We start from the raw sequence: 20,520 nt of genomic DNA on the forward strand, positions 1-20,520 counted from the left end.
GTCTTCTCCAACGGGGACCATTCGCAAAAGACGGAGAAGGCTTTAATAGACGAGCTTCGGTCAATTCCGTGGTAGATGGCCCAAACAGGCCAATGCTCCAGCAACGCTACTCGTGCGTCTGTGTCGCATGCGGAACGGAGCCGCTCGGTAAAACACCATCTACCGGATCTCCGTGGTGCCAGTTGCGATGACACAGTCGAGATGCTGCTCGAGACGTACGGACACCCCAACAAGGCCGGGCAAGCCAAAGCCTGCGCTGAACGCCTCAATCCCGGCGCGGGTTGCGCGGCCTGCGAGCCCATCGGCCGGACCAACGTTGAACCCCAATGCGTTGAGCTTCTGTTGAACGCGGCGCACTCTGTCAGCTTCCGAGCCGGCAATCGCGGCAGCCCCGCAATTTGGTTCCAGGCGTGGCGGCGTGACGCCAGGCGCATAGGCCACCAATTTCGGACCGCTTGGACCTGTTTCGATGTCGACCCATGTGTCCATGTTGCCGGAGATCTCGATTGCGCCAAGAGATTTGCCCCCGCTGAGCCGTACCTCAAAGCGCCCTGACGGAACGGAGATGCCGTCTCCTCCGATACGCCCTTTTGCGACGACGATGCCCTCTTGATTGACGACGTCGACATCCGCCGAAAAAGCCGCCTGCAGTGCGTTGGCAAATGCTGCGCTGCCTCGGGCATCCACAAAAGTGCCGCCACCGGCGCGTGCAATCTCGGCGATATTCGCGCGGTCGGCGTCGGTGTTTAGGTCAAACCCGATGAGGTTCATTTCGATATCGCCAGAAGCTTGCGCTCGCACATCCCGCATGACGGCTTCTGGATTGGGAGCGCATTCTTCAATGCCATCTGTGATCACGATAATGCGTGTACCAGCTCCCGCGTGCACCGTTTTTGCGACCGCCGCGATGCTTCCAATGAGGGGGGTGGTCCCCCCGCTTGGCTCGAGCCCGGCCACCAGTCCCGAAACAACTGCCTTTTTCAACGGGCCGGGCGGAATTGGCGTTTCAATGTCGGTGCAGGCGGTGTCTTTTCCGGCACTTTCCGGGATCCGATTTCCATACACCGTAAGGCCGAACTCAATTCCTTCAGGTAGGCTTCCAAGAACCTGATTTAGGACGGCTTTTGCAGCATCGATGCGCCGCTCGCCATGCGCCATAGGGCGTGCCATCGACCCAGACATGTCAAGGATCACGTGGACGGGCGTGGCAGTTTCTGGTGATAGCACCGGGTTTGCAGCCCTTACACGCAGTGTTCCAGGAATAATGTTGAGTTCAGTGCGCAACTCATAGGGCACCGGTGCGGCCATTACCTCCCGGAGGGTGTCGTAGAACCGGGTCAGATCTTCGGCCCCTGTCGCATAAAAGCTGCGGCCACCTGTCATCACCGAGAGACCACGAAAGACGTTGCGACCCGTTCCAACGGCTTTGAACTGATATCGGTTTACCTCCTCGCCCATGGCAATGCTGTAGATTGGGATAGAGAGGTCATTGGCGCGTTGAAGAATTCGGGCGCGTGTTACCTCTTTCTTGCTGGCGGAATCGATGCCATCGCCGATCAGTAAGATGGCTTTGCTCCCGTCCTGGGCGGAGAGGATATCGAGCGCGGTATCCAAGCCCTCGTGGAGTTTCGTCGCTCCGTCGGCAATGATGCCTTCCCGTAAAGCAGCCAAAAGTCCGTCATGGCCTTGGCCGGGTGCGACGGTCACGACCTCGTCGGAAAAGCGAACCAAATGCAGTCTTTGTCCCGCTGGGGCGCTCTGGACATAGGTTTCGAGTGCGTTTTGCAACGCGCGTTCCGAGCCCTCAAGGCTCCCGGAGGTGTCATACACAATGGCCACCTGACTTGCCTGAGCCGTCAAGGACACAAAATCCGGCGCATCGGGGGGAAGGAGGGCGAAGCGTTTCGAGCCATCCGGACCTACCGCTCCGGCGACACCGCTGTGTGGTCGGCCATCGCGCCGCCAAAAGCCAAGGGACTGAACAATTTGATCTGACGACGCGACCGTGAGGATTGGAACGCCGGTATCTGCGTGCGGCAACGCAAAAATATCCGTGTCCCCACCACTTACAAGACCGCGAATCACGTCGTTTGTGTCCAGCATCTGCGCGTTTGCAAATTTGTCGTTGGGTTCGATTTCATCCGGACCGGCACGCTCTTGCGCTGGGATCTGGGCATCAAGCGTTATGGATGGTGTCGAGCGTTGCCGTAAAGAGAGCAGGTCGGACGCGCCTTCCATCACAGCGATTTTTCTGATCGCGAGCTGATCGGCCCCGCCTTCAAAGACAAGCCGAAGGTGCCTGAGTTTCTGACCAACTGGAAATCGAACCACAGGGTTCGTGGCGAGGGGCGCAAGAACGGCAATGCGTTCAAAGTCGACCCCTTGCGCTTGGTCTGACACATCAAGCGCTATCCGTCCCGGCAGCCCGGTTCCCGGAGCGAATTCGACGACAACATCGCTGACGAAAACCTGCTCATGGGGGCCAAAGGCCAGAACGACATGTTTTGGGTCTGGGCCTTTCTTGGTGATCCAGGCGCGATTGTCTTGTCCGGTGAGCGCGAACACCGGCGGGTTTTTCTCAAATCCGCTGAACGAGACAACCTGCGCCCCGGCCGACGGTTCGGCCAGATCCCACGCCTGGTCTTCGACAAGTGACGTGGGGGTCGCGTCGTCCTCCCACACTTCGATATTGGCCATGGTCGGTGGCTCATCCAAGTGCGTGCCCAAAATTTCAATCCGAACAGCCTGAGCCCGTGTCCCGGGTCTGAGCGGAATAAGGTTCCTTTGCGCCGTCTTCGGAAGCGTCACCTCCAAGATTTGCTCATAGGCCTGGCCCTCTCCGGGTTTGACCCAGACGCGAACCAGACTGGGAAACCTGAACCATGGGAAAGGTGCAGTCTTCCCAACGCGCGTGTCGAGAACGATCGCGCTGAGATCGGCGATCCGCCCGTCTCGAAATTGGACGGAAATTGCCGGGGCAGCATCCCCTTTCTCGGCACCCCACCCACAATGCACGCATTCGCGGGTGCCGATGCTTTGTTGGTATATAGAGGGCAGCCCGTCGCCGAGGTTCGCCGAAGACCAGGCATCGTTTTCTTGCGAGGAAGACGTGGTGACAACGCCACCATAGGCGCGTGTCGCGAGATCTCTGATGTGATGGGGTGCTTGCCACGTGGCATAGTCTGCACCCCATTCTGAGACGTCCGGGCCGGACCCGCCTTCGAGAACCGAGGTGGCGTCGAGAGCCTCAGGATTGGCCGAAGCAGCTCCGGCGCTTAGTGTCAAAGCGAGGCCCAAACTGGCCAGACAGCGAAACGTTGTACGGAGGAAGTTGACGCTCACAGCTGGCCCTCCGCGTAGCGACGGTTGTTCTTCAAGAGCCTACTGTCGGGAACTTCGAGAAGACCCATGTCGTAGATGCCGATCGCCTCTTGCCAGGCTTCTGCGTCAAATTTGCTCCGGGCCCATCGATCATAGATGATCGCTTTTAAGTCTGCCGAGAGCGTGTCGGCGAGCACAGGGGACACGTCATGGATGAGCGCAAGTGCGCCCTCCGGATCAGCGCGATCGACGAGGTCGGTTGCTGCGCGACCCAGCACGTTCTCTAGGACGTCTTGAAGCGATTTTGTTCCGGGAAGAATGTCCTCCATGCGCGTGACCTCGGTGACGAAGAGAGACGCGCCCCCTTCCGTCAAAGCGCTGTGTGACCACTCTTGGAAAACGAATGGTACATTGCGCTTTAGGTCCCGCGCATCGGGTGCGATGGCCAGACCGTCAGCATAGGCTGTCAGCGCCTCTTCCCAGCGCGCCTCGTCAATCGCCTTAGACGCGGACCGGACATACAAGGTCACCAAGAGCTCGCCCGCCTCTTCCTGGCTGAGCACGCGGCGCGCTTGGCCGACAGTGTTTTTGGCGGCCTCGAAGTCACCGGTTTCGACGTGTTGAGCAATCATCCGGTTGAGCGTCGTCACACCCATCCCCGCGACCTTCTTGTCTTGCGGAAATAGACGGAGGAGCTGGTCCATCGCTTCAGCGACACCCGCCGCGCTATCACGTTGCGCCGCAGAGCGGGTCCATTCTTGCGCGATGTAGGCGATATTTTGTGAAAAGAGTTTTGGATCCCCAAGTTGCATGCGACCGGCGTGGTAAATCTCAGCTGCGTCTTCCCAGTTTCCAGCATCCATTGCGTCGCGCGCTCTGTAATCAAAGATCACGGTCTGGAGCTCCTGGTATGTCTCCAGACGGGTCAAAAGTTGCGCGCTCGCAAGGATCTCTTCCGCCGAGCCAGTATCACCGGAACGCAGTGCTGCGTTTACTTGACGAATGATCTCGTCCTCACCGAACCCCGGGTCGACGGCAAAGTCTGGAAAGAGCGCCCTCAGGGTTCGTTGGACCGCCTCAAGTGCGGCGACACCGCCCTCTGCATTTGCCTGGCGCTGCCACTCTTGGGCCACGTAGCGTGCATTTCGCGCCAGGCTCTTGCTGTCCGGAACCGCTTTGCGGCCTTCCGCATAGATTTCTGCGGCAGCAGCCCAATCCTCGGCGTCGATGCGGGCATGACCATAGGCCTCAAAGGCAAATGCCGTGAGCTCATTCATTTGATTCGGGCCAACAATTTCGCCGACTTGCGCAACGTCTGCCAATGCCGCCTCTAAAGTGACCGTTTCTATCCCGGCGCGAATGTGGCGCCGCAAAAAGGTCTCCGCGATCTCGTCTAAGTTGGTGATGTCTGGCACCGCGCTTTTGACGCTTTGAAGCGCATCCAGCCCCTTGGGAAACCCCTCAGCCTTTGCCCATTCCTGCGCAAGATATCGCGTTGCACGTGCGATATTGCGATCGCCTGGATAGGCCAAAGATCCGGCCTGCAATACCTCAAGGGCGTTGGGGAAGCGGCCTGCATCCAATTCCGCGGACGCCCATCGTTGATAAACCCCGCCCCGCCATTCACGTAGATCCCCAAGGGATTGAGGATCCAAAAGCGCGTCGGCGGTTAACGTTGCATCAAGCGCCCCTTGCCAGTCGCCCGCATCGATAAAGTCTTCGGCCGGCCGCGTGAAGACCGCCGCACGCAGCCCGTCAAAGGTGTCCCGGTCGATCTCATCGGCTGCCGTCGCCAAAATGTCGAGCGCGGCTTCCGGGCGCCCCGCATGTGCCTCCGCGAACGCCCAACGTTGCCAAATGGCCTTGCGCGTTGCGGCCAGCCCGCGATCTTCCGGCGCAAGTCGGGCGCCAACAGCCGCGACCTCGGTGGCGTCTTCCCAGTTCCCAACATCTGCGAGCGACGTGCTCCATCGGCCCAACGCCGCAAGGGCATTGGTCGCCGCCGAAGCGAACTCGGGATCCAGGCTCATCGCCCGAAAGTTTGCAAAAAGCGCGTCTTGGTATCGGCCAGCGCGGAGGTGTTCAACGCCATGGTTGTAGTAGATCAATGCCGCCAAACCGGCCGCCCCGATTTCCCGGCGTTTCGATTTGTTTGACTGCGGGATGTAGCGAAACCCGGTTAGGTTCTCAAAGTCCGCGACATTTTTTCGTCGCGGGTCAAAGCCCTCGGCCGTTGTTGTCTCAACGTCCATGTGGTTGAGGCCATCGTAGACGATCGAGAACGCATGATCCGGGACCTCGATCGCGCGTATGTCAAATCCAAGACCCCCAGCGACCGCGTTATAAAGCACAGCCGACGAAACGCAGTTGAACACGCCATCGTCCAAGACCCCCGAGAGGTTCGTTTGCGCTTCGCGGTACCCGCCCTGGAAGGCGCGGGTGTGAAGCCATGTGAGGAGTTGCGCGCCGCTCTCACGACGTGGGGCAGAGAGGTCCAAGACGGATTTCGCTTCCGCTGTTAACGCGTTGACGCGCGCAATGTAGTCTGAGCGCGTGGCGCCGTCCATTACGCCGGATGCCAGAAGGGCGATCTCCATAAATTCGGCGTTGGTCAGGTTACCTTCCCCCGCACGTGCAAAAATTGCGGCTTCTTGCGCTGTGAGTTTGAGATCCGCAGCGCCGAGCGTCTGCATTTCAGCCACAATCTCGAGCGCGGTGATCGGCGTTTCACCGAAGGCATAACGGGTTTCTGGAAAGCCCTCCTTGCCGCCGATGCTGAGGTCCGCAAGCGCAATTTCTTCTGCGCCCCGTGCCGGGTAAAGCCGCACAAGCAACCAATCCGCCGCGCCACTGCCGAACCGGGCCTTTTGCACGGGCTTCAAGGGATCGATGGTCTCGGCTCTGAGGGAGGAAAAACCTGAAGAGGCTGATGCGGTTGACGCAAGGATGTCAATTCGGGCAGGGGCCGGTATTCTGGCATCGTTGGAAAGTGTCAAAGAGAATGTCTCCGGCGCCACGGTTCCGCGCTCAAAGGCAAAGAGCAAGTCGATGGGCATCCCGTCCACGGCCTCAAAGACGGCGACCGTGCCGGCGTTGCCGTCGATCAAGTTGGCAACCAGCGCCCCGGTGTCTTCTCCGGCGCGTGCCAAGCTGTTTTCGACCGTCGCCAGCGCAAGCAAGTTGGCTGGTGCTTCCGCCAACGCAAAAGTGGAGACCCCTGCAAGCAGTCCACTTAAAACAAGTACCGAATTGGCTTTGCCAAACATCTCGCGCCCTCACATTTTCCAGCTTCCAACGGAGCTGATCTTTGCCTGAAACACCGTAGCAGACGGACCTCGTCAGCGGTATCTGTCGAAAAAAAAGAAACGACATCTGAACTGTCGAAGACTTGCATTAACGTCGGTTTAGGAGAATGAGATCTCTTCGCCGCGCGATCTAGGGGTCGAGTGCGGCTGAGTGCTAAATCCCCCTTTAAGCAGTTTTTCGGTGATGCCGCCGTTCGTTTATTGCGCGGCGGATTCAAGGAGATAGCCCAACTTGCGCCTTGGATTTCTCGCTGCGTGCGCGCGCAACGCGAGATTTTCTGCAAAAGCGTAGTTTCACACGCTGTCTTGCAGCGACAAAATCGGCCATTGGTGCTGATCGCAGCGAATATCGAGCGGCCAAAGAATCGGATGCGGACGGAGCCGTCGTTCGTGCTTCGCGTCAATCAGACAAAGTTGCGAGAAACGCAACCAACGACGCGCGATCGTCTTCATTGGCAAACCCAAGCATCACTTTTTTGGTCCCCGGTACAAACTGATACGGGCTTGCCAGATAGTTGTTGAGCGCATCCGCGTCCCAAACCGTATCCAAATCGCGCAGGTAGCTTGAGTATTCAAAGGTCGGGTCTGATGCAGTGGCCTTTCCAAAGATGCTCCACAGATTTGGGCCGTTGTCACCCAACGACAGGGACCTTGAGGGGACCCCGTGGCAAATCTCGCATCCTTTTGCCAACTGTGCCCCTCTAACATGGTCGGCGCCTTCAATTGCATTTGCGATTGAGGGAAATTCAACCCGGCGTGGAGCCCCTGCTTCGACCAGTATATTGGCTATCTCCAAATTTCCGGCTCGGAGGGCTTGATGCAATGGTGTGGAAATATAAGGCTCATAACTTGCAGGGTCTGCACCCGCTGCAATAAGAACCCGAACCACCTCTGTGTGACCGTAGGCCGCTGCATGATGCAGTGCCGTTCCCACAGTATAGGCACCATTCTCTTGGTAGAAAAAGATTGTGGGGTCAGCCCCTCTCGCTAGAAGCTCCTTCACAAGATCTACGTGGCCGAATTTCGCCGCCACAAATAGAGGAGTTACGCCGGGGGCGCTGGTCATGCTGGTGCTGCGAATTTCCAGCGGGACACCTTTATCTAGCTCAGCCAGAACACCCTCAATGTTTCCATTCTTGGCATGCAGATGGATCATCTCGGCAAATGCGGGTGGTGAAAAGGCCGTAAAAATCAGGCACGCTGCAACAATTGATCGGATCATTGAAGCCTCCCGCCACAATTCTCTGACCGTAGGCGCAGAGAGGTTTCGCCGCAACCAATCCACTCAAATCGTCGACGGTTGCAAAAGGCTCACAGTCACCCGCTGCTCATACAACAAGCACCTCAGTGAAAGCGCTACGGAACCGTCCATCTGCAGATTTGGCCAAACCTCTGAGCTTGTGTCGTCTCGTTCAAAGCGCGGCCGTTCGCATCTCAGGAGCTGACGTTCGCGCCAAAAGCGGCGAAACCGGGCCGGGAGCCCCATATCTCCCGAATGGTGCGCATTGTGCGAATGGCGCCATTGAACTATTTTGCCTATACTGCGCGGGCAGCCCCGCGTGGTTTTCGCTTTGAAGCTACTTCCAGACTTTACGAGGACGTCGCTTTTGGAGCGGACCCAAAACGCGGGCCTTCAAGGTATCCAATTGGCAATTGGTCACGACCGCTCGGCTTCAGTTTCCTGATGCCTCAGCAATCCCTGCAATTGAGCGACGACGATTAGGAGAAATTGCCAAGGCAGCTTCGTAAGCGGCGACGGCCGCGTCTGTCTCACCGAGCAAACGCTGCATATCTCCGAGCTGTTCACGCACCGGCAGGACATGGCTTGGAGTGACGGGTGCCTTTCCGACCGAATCCTCCGTTTCTGCGGCAGCTTCCATCATGGAACGCGCGGCTGGATCACCGGCTTCATACGCCTGCCACGCCTTGATGGCACCACTTTGCGCATTCGCAAGAGTCACCCAGTAGTTCATCCCACGCTCGTCCATGATTGCGGTGAGATCGGAGAGCCGAGCGAGTGCGGCTTCAACCCCTGGAACGTCTCCGCTTCGCGCCGCGCCCACACCCTGCGCAAACGCAACGATGGCGAGTGCATGCGGGTATCGGCCCCATTCAAGTTCTTGATAGGGAATGTCAGGAAGTGCTGCTGCTGCCTCCCAGTCTTCCTGTTCCAACGCAAGCCGAGCCGGGGCCGCCGCTACGGCATACGCGGTTCCAAAGACATCCTGCATGTCTGGTGTATTGAGCAGCGTCGCGACCGTTTCGGTGGCCTCCTCCACCTCTCCCAACTGCAACAGCGCATAAGTCAGGTAGTCCAGCGCGTGGGGATAGTGGTCGGACACCGTCCCGTCGATCTTCGGCTGCGCAAGCACGGCGGCGGCGGATCTGCGGTTGAGGTCTGCGGCCTCATCCCATCGACCAAGCCGGGTCATGATATGCGAAGGCATATGAAGTGCATGCGGGTTTTCAGGTGCGAGTTCCAGGTATGCCTGAACGAACGGAAGGGCAGCTTCGGCCAGGGGCGGGTGATCGTAGGCGTGAACGAGATAATGCAGGACCCCGGGATGCTGAGGCACGCGTACGTTCAGGTCTTCCAATAGCGCACCGGCCTCACGCTGACGCGCTAGCGTTCGATCGCTTGGGGGCGCGACCGCCAACATGGCCAAAGCGGCAAAAGCTGCGGCATCAGGATTGTCGGGAAAGTCCGCATGGATTTGACGTTGCGCGTCTGACCAAGCGGCCTTGCGTTCGGGATAGGTGGTAAGAGCCGGATCATAGAATGTTGCGGCGGCGGCGACGTAGGCCTGTTCCAACGCGGTCCCCGCATCGAGACTTGCAGCCCGATCGATTGCCGAGAGGCCTTTTTGGAGTTCAGGAGGCGATTGGATGCCAGGCCAGAGCGGATGGAAGTTGCTCATGGCAATGCCCCATTGAGCCATTGCACAATCAGGGTCAGCTTCAGCAGCAGCCTCGAAGCGGGCGTTGGCCATGCGATACATCATGTGATGCAATAGCAAGGTGCCTTCGGTAACGGCGTCGTGCGCTGCCGAACTGCAACTCGTTGGGAAGTCAATTTCGCCCAAGCGGGATGTTTCGGCTTGCGCCATGGCGCTGGTGGCCAACGGGCCAAGGACCAGCGATGCAATCAAAATGGGGTGTCTCATAATTTGCCTCCTCGTCGCGAGGAGACAGGGTAGAGAAATCTGGCGCCACGATTTATGCTAAGATTGAATTACATTTATCAGAAAAGCCGATCAAATGGACAAACTGACTGCGATCAAGACCTTTGTGGCAATCGTCGAGCATGGCTCTCAGACTGAAGCAGCACGGCGCTTGGGTCGATCGCAACCGACAGTCGTGAGAAGCCTTGCGGAATTGGAAAAGTCCTTGGATGTAAAACTAATGGCGCGCACCACGCGGCAGTCGGTTCTGACGCTTGAGGGCGAGCAGTACTATCACGATTGCAAAAGGCTCTTGGAGGGATTGGATACTTCCGAGGAACGAATTAAGGAAATTCAGAAAAGTGCACGCGGGCAGATCAAACTCACAGCGCCAGTTGAATTTGGCAACTTGGTTTTGGCACCGACACTTCTTGCTTTGCAATCTGAGTTTCCGGAACTTCGCCTCAAAATTGATCTGACGGACCAGCCGCTTGATCTCGTAGGCGGAGGATACGATGCCGCCGTCAGGATCGGAGAGTTGCCAGATAGCGGGATGATTGCTCGAAAGGTGGGCAAAATGCCGTCTTTCGTATGTGCAGCGCCAGTCTTGGTCGAACGCCTGGGCGTACCTGAAAATCCACAATGCTTAGCCAACCTGCCATGCGTGGGGATCGACATTGCCAAAAGGCGATTTGGCCTAGAGTGGAAATTTGATGAGCTCAGGGGATCACCCGTCGTGGTGCGTCCTGACCCAGGATTTGTGTGTGATAGCGTAGCGCTAGCGCGAACTGCTTGCCGAGCGGGTTTGGGCTATGCGGCATTCTTCGGCTACCAAGTGGTCGAGGACTTGCGCGGCGGTACCTTGGTCAAGGTTATGGAAAGCGGAAACCCCGAACGCGCCGTAAATCTGCTCTGGCCTCCCCGCCAACCGATGCCAAAACGGGTGCGAGCAGTTCTGCAGCGGATTGAGATTGGAATAAGGGACGAGCTAGCAAGAATGCGGACCTATTGGTGATCTCTTAGCGGCTATCCACCCTCAAGCTCCTGCTGGTTCGACCGCTTCACCAGAATATCGACAAGCCCCTTCTCGGCTGATCCCGCTTCGATCGCCTGGATAGCATTCACGATGGTCTCGACAAGCGGGGTGTATATGTTTGTTCCCGAACGAATGTTCTCGACCGCCCGTCTGACATTGACGTTGCTCATAGCTTAATCTCCGCGTCCGGGTTTCCGGCGGCGAGCGCGTTCATGTAGGCGAGGCACAGATCACAAGAGCGGTATTTGCCGCCATAGGCGGCTTTCTCTTCACGCTCGACGATCGGGAAGGTCGAGTAGATGTAGCGGATGTCATCTCGGTCGGTGATGCCATAGAGGTGGAAGAAAACGGCATCGAGTTTGGCGCGCAACACAAGGCGGCGCTCTTTGTCCCAAGTGAAGGGTGGTTTCACGGTTCCGTCCTCGTCCACATGCCCCATGTCCCGTGCAAATGGTTCCATGTCATGGGCAGTGTAGGTGAGCTCAAGAACAGACTGCCGGACAACCTCGGCCGCGCTCTTCGCTCCGAAACGTACGCTGCCGAATTTGCTCGGTGCGATCACTGGAAGCTGTTCGACGATGTACCAGTTCAGGTGCGTGCTTTGAGCTTTCTGCCTGGTCACGTAGTCCAATGAGATCGCGCCAAGATTCCCCAGGAGAAGCGCTTTGTTTTCGGCCCGCTGTTCTTCATCATTCCAGAGGATCAGGGGGGCTGTATTCCCGACACCCGCTTTCGGGATTGCTGCTGCTATCATCGTTCGTGCATCGGTCGCCCTAGCGATATCCCGAAAGGCGATCATCCATTCAACGCCGGACGGCAGATCGGCCTCGCTTTCCGGCACCCAATATTGAGGAGTGGGAACGAAGTCCGGATCGGCCTTTTGCTCTTCAGTCACCGCTCCGCTCAGCGCCGCGTTGTGCAGATTTGACTCGTTCACTTCAACCGATGCCGCACGATGATCGAATTGATGAATCATTCGCCCGACATAAAGAGGTAGCCAATTTCCTGAAGCGCTTCCAAACGTGTTGCCGCCGAGAGGGTACGCACCCTCCTGATCATCGAGCTCCATGCGAGTGCGAAACAGGTTAGAGTCGTTCGTCATGTCTAGCATGCGCAGGTATTGCACGGGCCATGTTTTCACTTCCGTGCCGGAAGACCTATCGACCAAGGGCACAGCATTGCCATAGATGACCGTCGTCAGATCAGCATCACGCTTCGATCGGAAAATCGGCGCAGTGCCTGTGTTCGGGTTCACACGCGCGAAGTCCTCGGCGTTGAGGGAGAAGCATGTGTCTGGGTCTGCAAGCTCGCTCACCGCTTGTAGGAAAAACGCGCAGCGCGCGGCCTCTTCCGTTGGTGACGGACTTGCCACGAACGCGCAGAACTTGAAGCGGCTGTCCACGTCCTCGAAGAAAGGCTTCAAATCATAACGTGTGCGCCGGTTCTCGAAGTCATAGAGTGACTTCAGTCGCCCTTCCGTCGCCACGCCTTTGAAGAACTTGGCGGCGGTCTTGTCTGATGCGATCCCGGATGGGACGAGCAGACCAATCAGTCCGTCTTGCCTCACCACGGTCGTGGCACGCTCGACGAAGAGCGAATAGAGGTTCACGTCACCACCGGAAAGTAAGGGGTAATCCCCGCCCTTCCGCGCCATGCGTGTGCCAGCCTCTGCACGCTCTGACGCCTTAGCGTAGTCCTGTGCCAAGGGATCGCCCGCTTGTTCGAGAGCGTTGATCATCTTCTTTCTGTCAGCCGCGCGTGCGGCCATGGCGATTTCAGGGCGGCGCTCGGCAAACCACTCGACCTGTTGCAGCTTCATTCGATCCCATGGCGGGTTGCCGATCACGGCATGAAACCCGCCGGTCAGCTCGTCTTCTTCCCAATCAGACCAGATGCCCGGGAAGGTCACTTGCCAATTGAGGAAGTTTTCCTCTGCAATGAGAACCTGCGCTTGCGCAAAAATACCAGAAAACAGATCGAATTTTTCAGCGGCGCTCATGCGCCCTTTGAGGGTCTCGTCTGCAGCCTTTGCCTTGGGTCTAGTAAGTTTTTGTTTGCCCAAGACGATATCGAGGGGATCACCAAACTCGCCATCGAAGAAAGCTTGCATCGCAATCTTCTTTTCCTTGCCCCTAATGTCGAGCCAGTCGATTGCATGAATCAGTTTTAGAAGCGCATCGAGCGGCGCGGTCATGTCCTCGATCTCGGCAAACACGTCAGCCGATCGGTGCGCTTCGGCAATTTCGGCGTCTGTCAGCCCCTCGACGATCTGCATTTTGGACGCTGCCCGCAGGGCGCGCTTCATGGGCTCATGCAGCAAGAGCGGCGTGCCGTAGGTCGCGGCCTTGTCGATACCCTTCTTCACCCAAGAACCAAAGAGGCTGTCGCCACAGCGAAGATGGTGATCGAGGAAGGATAGCGGCGCTCCAACGGTGAAAGTGTGCAACCACAGCGCCACCTTGGCGAGCTCCACAGCCATCGTGTTCTTGTCCACACCGTAGATGCAGCGCTTGAGCACCATACGTCGAATGATGTGGCGATCGTCGAGCTGTTCCTCGTCGATCGTCCAATCCCGTTCGTCGGCATTGGCAAGGATGGTGTTGCGGATCGTGTCGATCCGCTCTCCTAATGGGGAAATGTAGTCGCCCCATTCCTCGGGCGTGTCGAGCTCAGCCTCGGCCATGGCGGTGATCACCTGGTCGGCCATAAAATCGACAAGACTAACAAGGAAGTGGCCGGAACCCATAGCAGGATCGCAGATTTTCAGGTCAAGAAGCGCGGTTGCAGGATCGAGACGCTTGAGCTGGCCGATCTTGCGATGGTCGGGTAAGTCCCCCTGCCCCAGCTCTGTGATCTTGTCCCGAAATGCAACCTTGCGCTCTTCGACAAGCGGCTCTAGGGTCTCGGTCAAGATGAGCTGCACCAGGTCGTCGGGTGTGTAATAGCTGCCCGATCCCTTGCGCGCGAAGATGTTCGGCTGAACGGTGATGTCTTCGCCATCGCGCGTCACCTCGTATTCGAGAAGCCGCTCATAGATCGAGCCAAGTTGTTGGACCGAAAGGTTGCGGTAGTTGATGTATTTTCGGCCCTCGGGCGTCACCTCAAACGATAGGGCGTCGATCACGCGCGCCATAACCGCATCGGAGATGCGGATGTTGGTCAAGATCGCATGCCGCTCCTGGTCGAAAAGACCGCCATTATAGGGTGGCAAGCCGATCGAGGCGTCTCCCTTGTCAATTGCAATGAACAAATCGGCCATTGCGCCCCAATAGCGCGCGGCGGTTTCCGAGAAGACATCGTTCTTGTCTTTGCGTTCTTGGACATCAAGGCGCACCTTGTTTCGTAGCCCGTAATCGTCATAGCGAGTGTCTTTGACAGGCAAGAGGTCACGGTCTTCGGCGTACAGGATAAACAAGAGACGGTAGAGCAGGATTAGTGCGGCTTCGCGCACTGCCTGTAAGTCGGCCACAGGCGCGGCCTTGACGATCGCGCGCACCAGATCCGGGAATACTTCCCCGAAAACCTTATTGGACAAGTCTTCCGCAACGCGCTGTTCGTAGAATTTCCCCTCTTCGAGCGCCTTTTCGTGGAACGTGCGAGGGTCAGCACCCGCTGGGACAAACGCCTCGCGCCGGAAGATCAGCAAAAAGACTTTCAACCAGTGAAGACGATCGGCCTCATTGAGGGCAAAGAGCCCGTCAGAGTGCCCTGGCAGGTCGAGGATCGCGGCAATGTCGAGCTCGAAGAATTGCTCAGACACAGACCGCGCACCTGAGAAGTAGAGCCGCCATTTAGAGCCGTTGGTAAGAATGCCCCAACGGAGCGTGCCACCCGTGATGTCGTCGATGCGACGCAAGTAGCGGAGCATCTGGGTTGACGGGGCGGTTTCCTCTCCACGCCGTCCAGAGCGGCGATCAAGGGGACGTGCCCATCTCTTGGATTCGACCACGGCGCGGCCGAACTCGTAGCGCTTCCACTCTTCAGGAAAGCTGTTCGCCTTGGCTTTCGTCTCTGCGCTATCGAAGAGCAAACCATCGGGCACGTCTTCGCGCCCGCGCGGTGATAGATTTTGCTGACGAAGGGATTGAGTCCAGCCAAGCGCTTCAAGGATCGGCCAGATCAAATCATCTTCGGTCTGGCTTTCATTGGGTGTCTGGGAAATCGGGAAACGCTCGAAGACTAACCGAAGAGACGCGCCGAACTGGTCGAGATCAGCATCGCTAAGGATATTCCACTCGGAAACGCCCTGAATGGTATCGGTCAAAAAATCGGATGTAAACAGGCTGCCCTGGCTTGCGATTTCACTGCTCAAATCGATACTTCCTAGTGTTTTCTCGAAGGGTAACAGTTGTTCGAATGACGTGCAGCAAGAATGTGGCTTGATCGGGTTTCAAAAGTCTGCTTTGGCCTAGCGTCGCGTTCATATCGCGAGAGCAAGAAGATCCGCGATCCTGAAGAACTGTCGCGAAACAGGACTGAACTCGTTTCGTGGCGTTGAAGGTCCGCTTTCGCGGTTTCTGAAAGCCCTCGCCGCAGAGCGGCGAATTCACACTTTCCGCCCGATTCTTTGGAAAAACAGTATGTTGCGAGCGCAGCGCAGGTACATCTACGATCTTCCAGCACGATCCGCGCCCGTTTTTTTACGCTAAGCTCTTTTCAGCCTATCAATGGAATGAGCGGGTTTTCGGGCCATAGTAAAGCTCTTGTCATTAGGGACCGAGATTCATTGCCAAGATACATCACTGTTCGGTAGATCATCACGGTGAAGGACCATCACCGCATTTGGTCGACTGGACGGCAAATCGTCAACGGCATCCCAGCCCCAAAGAACGAGGTTTATGTCATCAGGCGTCGCCCCCGACGCGAAACTGTTCACTAGGACACCTGAGTAGCCATCGCCCTTCAGTCTGTCTGCAACAACGTGGGTTGATGGAACCAACCCTTGGTGCATCTCGGATTCCCAGTTGTCATTGGCGATATCCTCCCATGAGATGCCCAATGCCTGCCTGGTATCCCGGCTGGTTAGATCCACGATATGATGGCAATCAACCGCTAGAAAATAAAATGTATAGGGTTCTTGGTTCAGGCTGAAACGCACCTCGCGCGCGGCTGTTTCATGTGACAGCGACGTATAGAGCGCTGGTTGCCCAATTGGGTTGAACCGCCCACCCCGTCTTGCAGCCCCCTCCCCCGATGTCGGCAGATACGACCAGCGCGGTTTGGCGGCACGGATGACAGTACGCTGCACCCGGATGGCATGCTTCAAGCGTAACCGCCTTCTAATCGCCGCAGAATATGGGACTTCAAAGCAGCGTTTTCTCCGTCCTTAACGATTTCCTCGGGCGTACGCCCGCCAAAACCCACAATGGGTTCAGACCGATACCAGGCATAGGCCATGAGCGAGCTTCCAACAGCCGGTGCGACGGTATTCAGAATCTCGACCAGATGACGCAAGGACGTCTGGACTGAGACAGAAGCTACGCGCTTCCGCCGAGACAAGGATTCCGGAGAAATGCCCAAAGTCTCACCAATCTCGCGTTTGGTGGTTTTCAGATGCCGGGCCAGACGATCCGGTGAGATCATCCTGTCTTCTACAAGATCACGTAATTCCATGATGGTCACTCCTGTTGCCACAATATATGGACCAATTTGTTGACAATCAAGGCTGTCAGATCCTTTGCGCAGCGTTTCGTGGAGAAAACTCAAGCTGCCTACCCGCTAAATCCTCCATAGAAACTGCATTGAAGATGCAACTCCCCTGCCCTAGTGTTTCCAATCAGTCCTGGGACCTAAGCCGTGGCCGATGCTTCGAGTATCACGTTCGAGCGATTGACTGCACTCCGACAAACCGTGTCTTAATTAGTATCGCATTTGAAGTTGCACAGCTCTTCGTAAATCCAGAGGAGATGATGGACATCTGTCCTGTAAGACGCACTACGTAGTTTTGAGATTCTTTAACCCACCCTGCCTAGTTTTTAGAGGTATTAACATTGCCGTTGGCTCCATGTCTCCCCGATCAATCTTGCTCATGATCGATGTCAGGTACGCTCTGTGGCTTTGAATTCCCTCAACACGTTGCAAGATATAACCTAAGACCATGAAGCGTATTGCTGGTCCATGTGATGATTTCATTGCATACCAGGTCTCTCCAAGCAGCATGTGGTCAGCTAACTGGTCCATCAGTTGATCACAATGCGCTTGGTCTCGTGCAAACCTCAATTCTGAACATAACCGAGGAAATGCCTGCTCCATTTGATCCTGGGTCACCTGAATCTTTGAGTAATCTTCTTTTCTACTATTATGACTCAGTAAGTGCTCTTTGTGCCCCTCAATTTCGGTGTCGCCATCCCTCAATTTGATGGCCTCGCAGGTTTCTGATGGGCAGTTTTCCACAGAAACACACTCATTGATTTCGTCCAGCAGTCCCTGGAGAACGTCCTGTTGCGGTCGACGACGAAGGATCAACCGCGCCCGAACGAGTAGGTCTTGAACACCATCTGAGATGGCGTCCTGAAGTCGGGCCAGCGCTAGTGTGCATTCATCCCGCAGAATCTGAAGGGCTTCTTGTGCACGACGATACTCGCTAGCAAGGGCTGAGAACTCCGCATGACGGGTTGCCAGTGGTAGTAGCGACAGCCCGCTGACCAGCATCACCTGCCCTGCTCCGTCTCGTCTGCACCACCTTTTGCCGTTTGCGGCGGTAACGCGTAGAATGATACCCAACTTGATCAGTTTCGAGACGTGGCGCTCCACTGTTTGAATACTCACGTGGGCTCGCTCGGCTATTGCAGCATTGCTAGCATAGGCGATGTGATGGTCATCGGCCATTTTGCTTACACGATCAGCTGACATAAACGAAAGTAATGCTCGCAAAATAGAAATGCTCGTAGCCTTCAGCCCAAGCTGTTCACGAGCTTCTTCTATAGCACGGAGCTGCATCCACTTTGGCGCACTACTTCCCTGTCCGGCCAACGACCCGACTGCTCCTGTTGGAGCGCAATTTGTTACTGTCCTCATAGCTTTTTGTCAGCAGACAAAGAAATATCGCCCACCCAAGGGTGTTTTTTCTTGTGTGGTGATTCGGGAGGAGCTAAGTTCAAGTTGCTAGACAAGATTTGGTCCTCGGGAGCATCACCGCTTTCGGGGGCTATTTCTTTCTACCTTTTCTCCTTTGCTCGCTTGCCTTTGATTTTGTTCACAGCTGTGAACTCCTTACTTCCGTCCGCTTACTGCCTCAAAGCGGTCTCGGAATTCTTTCATTAGTGTTTCAATGTTCTCATCCAACCAATCTGAGAAGCCGGGGGCTGCACTGTCGTTAATACTGATGTTCAGCCCTGTGGCCCCTTGTTTAACAGTTGCTAGGCCTTCTCCGACGATTCTGGGGTTTGGTCTGGGTGTTTCGGATTTCCTCTTTATGTCATCAAGTAGTGCCAAGAGACGTTCATCTGAAGAGGAGCTGGGAGGTAGCTTCTCCAGTTCCCGGAGTGCGTTGCGAGGTGTGATCAACTTTTGATCCAAAGCATCAACCAAGATCATCCACTTGGTGCGACCGAAGCCCGGCGCAGCCCCAATAGCATCACCCAGTTCGCGCGGTATTGACTTCGTAATGCGCTCTAGGTTGGACAACCCAGACTTTGTCAGAGACATGATTGTTATGACCTCTGACCTATTTTTACCTGAAGCAATGATGTCGGTAGCAAAGCGCGCGCGCTCATAGAATGTGAGGTCCTTCCTGGACGCATTTTCAAGGGCTTTGGCGATCAGGGCCTTGTCATCATCGAGGTCGACAACGTTAGCCTTAATCTTAATGTTTTCATCCGGGTAGGTTTCTTTTAGGTAGCGGCAGGCAGCCAGTCGACGTCGACCAAAAATGATCTGGTAGCGCCCGGTTCGACCAGGTTCATGACGCACCTGAATTGGCACTTGCTGACCGTTCTCTCGTATGCTGTCCGCCAGTTGCTCAAGTGAATGGTTTGGGACGTCACTGTCGTCGTCAGTTCTAGAGTTCACAGCTGTGAACTTCTCAAGCCGGTCCTCCACTCCCCAGTCATCGATAAGATCGGGGTCTATCTCATCAATAGCGTTATACGTGTCCTCAATGAATTGCAGACCCGGCGTGATTGGTCGGGCAGGGGAGGGGGTCGCGTCTTTGACCTCAATAGTAGCTTGCTCTGCGATTTCCATCATGCTGGAATGACGCTTTCTTGCTCTACGCTCCTTCGCCATCAGATGCGCCCCCATGCTTCAAGAACCATGTTTTCTACTTCTTTACCGACGGCATCCATCGAGGTCTTGGCTCGGTCGTAAGTTGCTCGTGTCAGGTCAGACCTGTTCAGCTCATAGATTGATTGCTGAAGCATGGCTGCATCACTAATGGCGGTACTTTTTAGGCTGGTCGCAGTCATTACTCGCTCTTGAAAGAGGGCACGCATGAACGCAACAATTGTTTGAGATGGTGTATCAACAGGCTCGTCCCGCGTAACCAAGAGACGGTAGTTATCATAAACAAGTTTTGCTCCGCTTCTTTCAATTACCTCCATGTACGAGGAAGTCATTTTGAGAAACTGCGCGGTGGACGCGACATCGAGCATCGAAGGAGTTAGTGGTACAATCACTGACGTTGCGGCCGCCATACCACCCATTGTGATAAAACCAAGGCTGGGGGGGCTATCGATCAGAACCACATCGTAATCGGTCTCCACCGACATGATGGCGTCGTGAAGGCGCGCAAAGAAGGGGTGCTGCTTGCTGTTTAGCTTTGCCGACTCTGCCTCAAACTCAGACAGCATCAGCCCGCCTGGCGCGATCGAAAGGCCAGGAAAGTAAGTTTCTCGGATGACTTCCTTCATCGAAATCGGATCATGGTAAGTGATCGCGTCGTAGACGGTATCAATACTCTCATCCAGCTCGGTTTGAAGGCCGCACATTGCTGAAAGCGAAGCTTGAGGATCGAGGTCAACACAAAGTACCCTGAAGCCTTGCAGTGCGAGGTAATGCGCAAGGTGAATACATGTCGTGGACTTGCTGGAGCCACCCTTGAAGTTCATCACCTGAATTCGCTGCAGTGACTCGCCTTCGCGACGCCGCGGAACGTATCGTCCTGGAGTTTTACTGCGGGCTTCTAAAAGCTGCCGCAGTTCCCAAACTTCCAGACCTGTATAATACCTGCGACCGTGATTGATTTCACTGGCCTCGGGAACGGCGCCTTCCACAGTCGCTTTGCGAAGATACTGGTGGCTGATGCCAATCAGATCGCAAACTTCTTGAGCTGGGAAAAGGCGCAGCTGCTTTGTTGAGTCTGGAGCATAGGCCGCAAGAAGGTGTTCTTTGATTGCGAGATTCAGTCGACTACTGATCTCGCTGCTGATATCAACTGGGGAAGTTGATGCAATGGGTGTGGTTGGTATCATGGTTACATCTGTATGCTCGAATTGGCGATTTACGCTCTACCACCACAGAGACCTGATGAAATGATTCAAGTCAACCTTTTTTTATATGTAGAGTAGGGGGATGTGAGTCCTACTACATGTTGACATGAAAGTTCACAGCTGTGAACTTTTTGCCGTGAGACGAATTGCATGCCTTTTTTGAATGACCACGTCGCATCCCGTGTTCTCGAGAGCCTGTCAGATTAAGGACCAGTGGAGTGCAGAGTGACTCCATAAACTCTGGAAAAGTTGGAAGCCCCGTCAGCTAG

General features: G+C 56.0%; 12 protein-coding genes. 1 reads left to right on the forward strand and 11 read right to left on the reverse strand.

Translation table 11 applies throughout. The features are described from left to right. Positions 1-159: 159 nt before the first annotated feature. From ACR0LW_RS18870 to ACR0LW_RS18885, 4 genes are all read right to left on the reverse strand, one after another. Positions 160-3,342, reverse strand: coding sequence for a VWA domain-containing protein (locus tag ACR0LW_RS18870; RefSeq protein ID WP_480522614.1), 3,183 nt, complete (start codon positions 3,340-3,342; stop codon positions 160-162). Beyond that, positions 3,339-6,587: an ATP-binding protein gene (locus ACR0LW_RS18875; protein ID WP_480522612.1), complete on the reverse strand. Its 3,249-nt coding sequence runs from the start codon at positions 6,585-6,587 to the stop codon at positions 3,339-3,341. Before ACR0LW_RS18875 ends, ACR0LW_RS18870 begins: the two co-directional genes overlap by 4 nt. A 439-nt stretch (positions 6,588-7,026) precedes the next feature. Further along, positions 7,027-7,848 (reverse strand): ankyrin repeat domain-containing protein, encoded by an 822-nt coding sequence (locus tag ACR0LW_RS18880; RefSeq protein WP_480522610.1) that lies wholly within the window; start codon positions 7,846-7,848, stop codon positions 7,027-7,029. A gap of 451 nt (positions 7,849-8,299) precedes the next feature. Next, positions 8,300-9,790 carry a hypothetical protein gene (locus ACR0LW_RS18885; RefSeq protein WP_480522608.1) on the reverse strand — a complete coding sequence of 497 codons (1,491 nt, stop codon included), beginning with the start codon at positions 9,788-9,790 and terminating at the stop codon, positions 8,300-8,302. A 94-nt stretch (positions 9,791-9,884) separates the two neighbouring features. Here ACR0LW_RS18885 and ACR0LW_RS18890 point away from each other — a divergent pair, with 94 nt between their 5' ends. Further along, on the forward strand, positions 9,885-10,802 hold the full coding sequence (locus tag ACR0LW_RS18890) for a LysR family transcriptional regulator (RefSeq protein ID WP_480522606.1): 918 nt from the start codon (positions 9,885-9,887) through the stop codon (positions 10,800-10,802). An 11-nt stretch (positions 10,803-10,813) separates the two neighbouring features. Here ACR0LW_RS18890 and ACR0LW_RS18895 read toward each other — a convergent pair whose 3' ends face one another. The 7 genes from ACR0LW_RS18895 to repA all read right to left on the reverse strand — a co-directional run bounded on the left by ACR0LW_RS18895 (position 10,814) and on the right by repA (position 20,233). Beyond that, entirely contained in the window at positions 10,814-10,993 is a 180-nt protein-coding gene (locus ACR0LW_RS18895) for a hypothetical protein (protein ID WP_480522604.1), read from the reverse strand. Further along, positions 10,990-15,135, reverse strand: coding sequence for an Eco57I restriction-modification methylase domain-containing protein (locus ACR0LW_RS18900; RefSeq protein ID WP_480522602.1), 4,146 nt, complete (start codon positions 15,133-15,135; stop codon positions 10,990-10,992). Before ACR0LW_RS18900 ends, ACR0LW_RS18895 begins: the two co-directional genes overlap by 4 nt. 411 nt (positions 15,136-15,546) lie before the next feature. Next, entirely contained in the window at positions 15,547-16,089 is a 543-nt protein-coding gene (locus tag ACR0LW_RS18905; protein WP_480522601.1) for an RES family NAD+ phosphorylase, read from the reverse strand. Beyond that, a complete protein-coding gene (locus ACR0LW_RS18910) occupies positions 16,086-16,436 on the reverse strand; it encodes a hypothetical protein (RefSeq protein WP_480522599.1) in 351 nt (116 codons plus the stop codon). Before ACR0LW_RS18910 ends, ACR0LW_RS18905 begins: the two co-directional genes overlap by 4 nt. Before the next feature lie 321 nt (positions 16,437-16,757). Beyond that, positions 16,758-17,840, reverse strand: a complete 1,083-nt coding sequence (locus ACR0LW_RS18915; protein ID WP_480522597.1) for a helix-turn-helix domain-containing protein — start codon at positions 17,838-17,840, stop codon at positions 16,758-16,760. 195 nt (positions 17,841-18,035) lie between these two features. Next, on the reverse strand, positions 18,036-19,049 hold the full coding sequence (repB, locus tag ACR0LW_RS18920; protein ID WP_480522595.1) for a plasmid partitioning protein RepB: 1,014 nt from the start codon (positions 19,047-19,049) through the stop codon (positions 18,036-18,038). Beyond that, the gene (gene repA / locus ACR0LW_RS18925) at positions 19,049-20,233 is read right to left on the reverse strand and encodes a plasmid partitioning protein RepA (RefSeq protein WP_480522593.1); all 1,185 of its coding nucleotides are present in this window, start codon (positions 20,231-20,233) and stop codon (positions 19,049-19,051) included. The genes repB and repA overlap by 1 nt, the downstream gene beginning before the upstream one ends. Between the last annotated feature and the right edge of the window lie 287 nt (positions 20,234-20,520).

Source organism: Ruegeria sp. N4 (assembly GCF_056531425.1).

Coding starts and splice junctions, on each gene's coding strand:
- ACR0LW_RS18875 (WP_480522612.1), bottom strand. CDS start 6,587: ATGTTTGGCAAAGCCAATTCGGTACTTGTTTTAAGTGGACTGCTTGCA.
- ACR0LW_RS18880 (WP_480522610.1), bottom strand. CDS start 7,848: ATGATCCGATCAATTGTTGCAGCGTGCCTGATTTTTACGGCCTTTTCA.
- ACR0LW_RS18885 (WP_480522608.1), bottom strand. CDS start 9,790: ATGAGACACCCCATTTTGATTGCATCGCTGGTCCTTGGCCCGTTGGCC.
- ACR0LW_RS18890 (WP_480522606.1), top strand. CDS start 9,885: ATGGACAAACTGACTGCGATCAAGACCTTTGTGGCAATCGTCGAGCAT.
- ACR0LW_RS18895 (WP_480522604.1), bottom strand. CDS start 10,993: ATGAGCAACGTCAATGTCAGACGGGCGGTCGAGAACATTCGTTCGGGA.
- ACR0LW_RS18910 (WP_480522599.1), bottom strand. CDS start 16,436: ATGGAATTACGTGATCTTGTAGAAGACAGGATGATCTCACCGGATCGT.
- ACR0LW_RS18915 (WP_480522597.1), bottom strand. CDS start 17,840: ATGAGGACAGTAACAAATTGCGCTCCAACAGGAGCAGTCGGGTCGTTG.
- repB (WP_480522595.1), bottom strand. CDS start 19,049: ATGGCGAAGGAGCGTAGAGCAAGAAAGCGTCATTCCAGCATGATGGAA.
- repA (WP_480522593.1), bottom strand. CDS start 20,233: ATGATACCAACCACACCCATTGCATCAACTTCCCCAGTTGATATCAGC.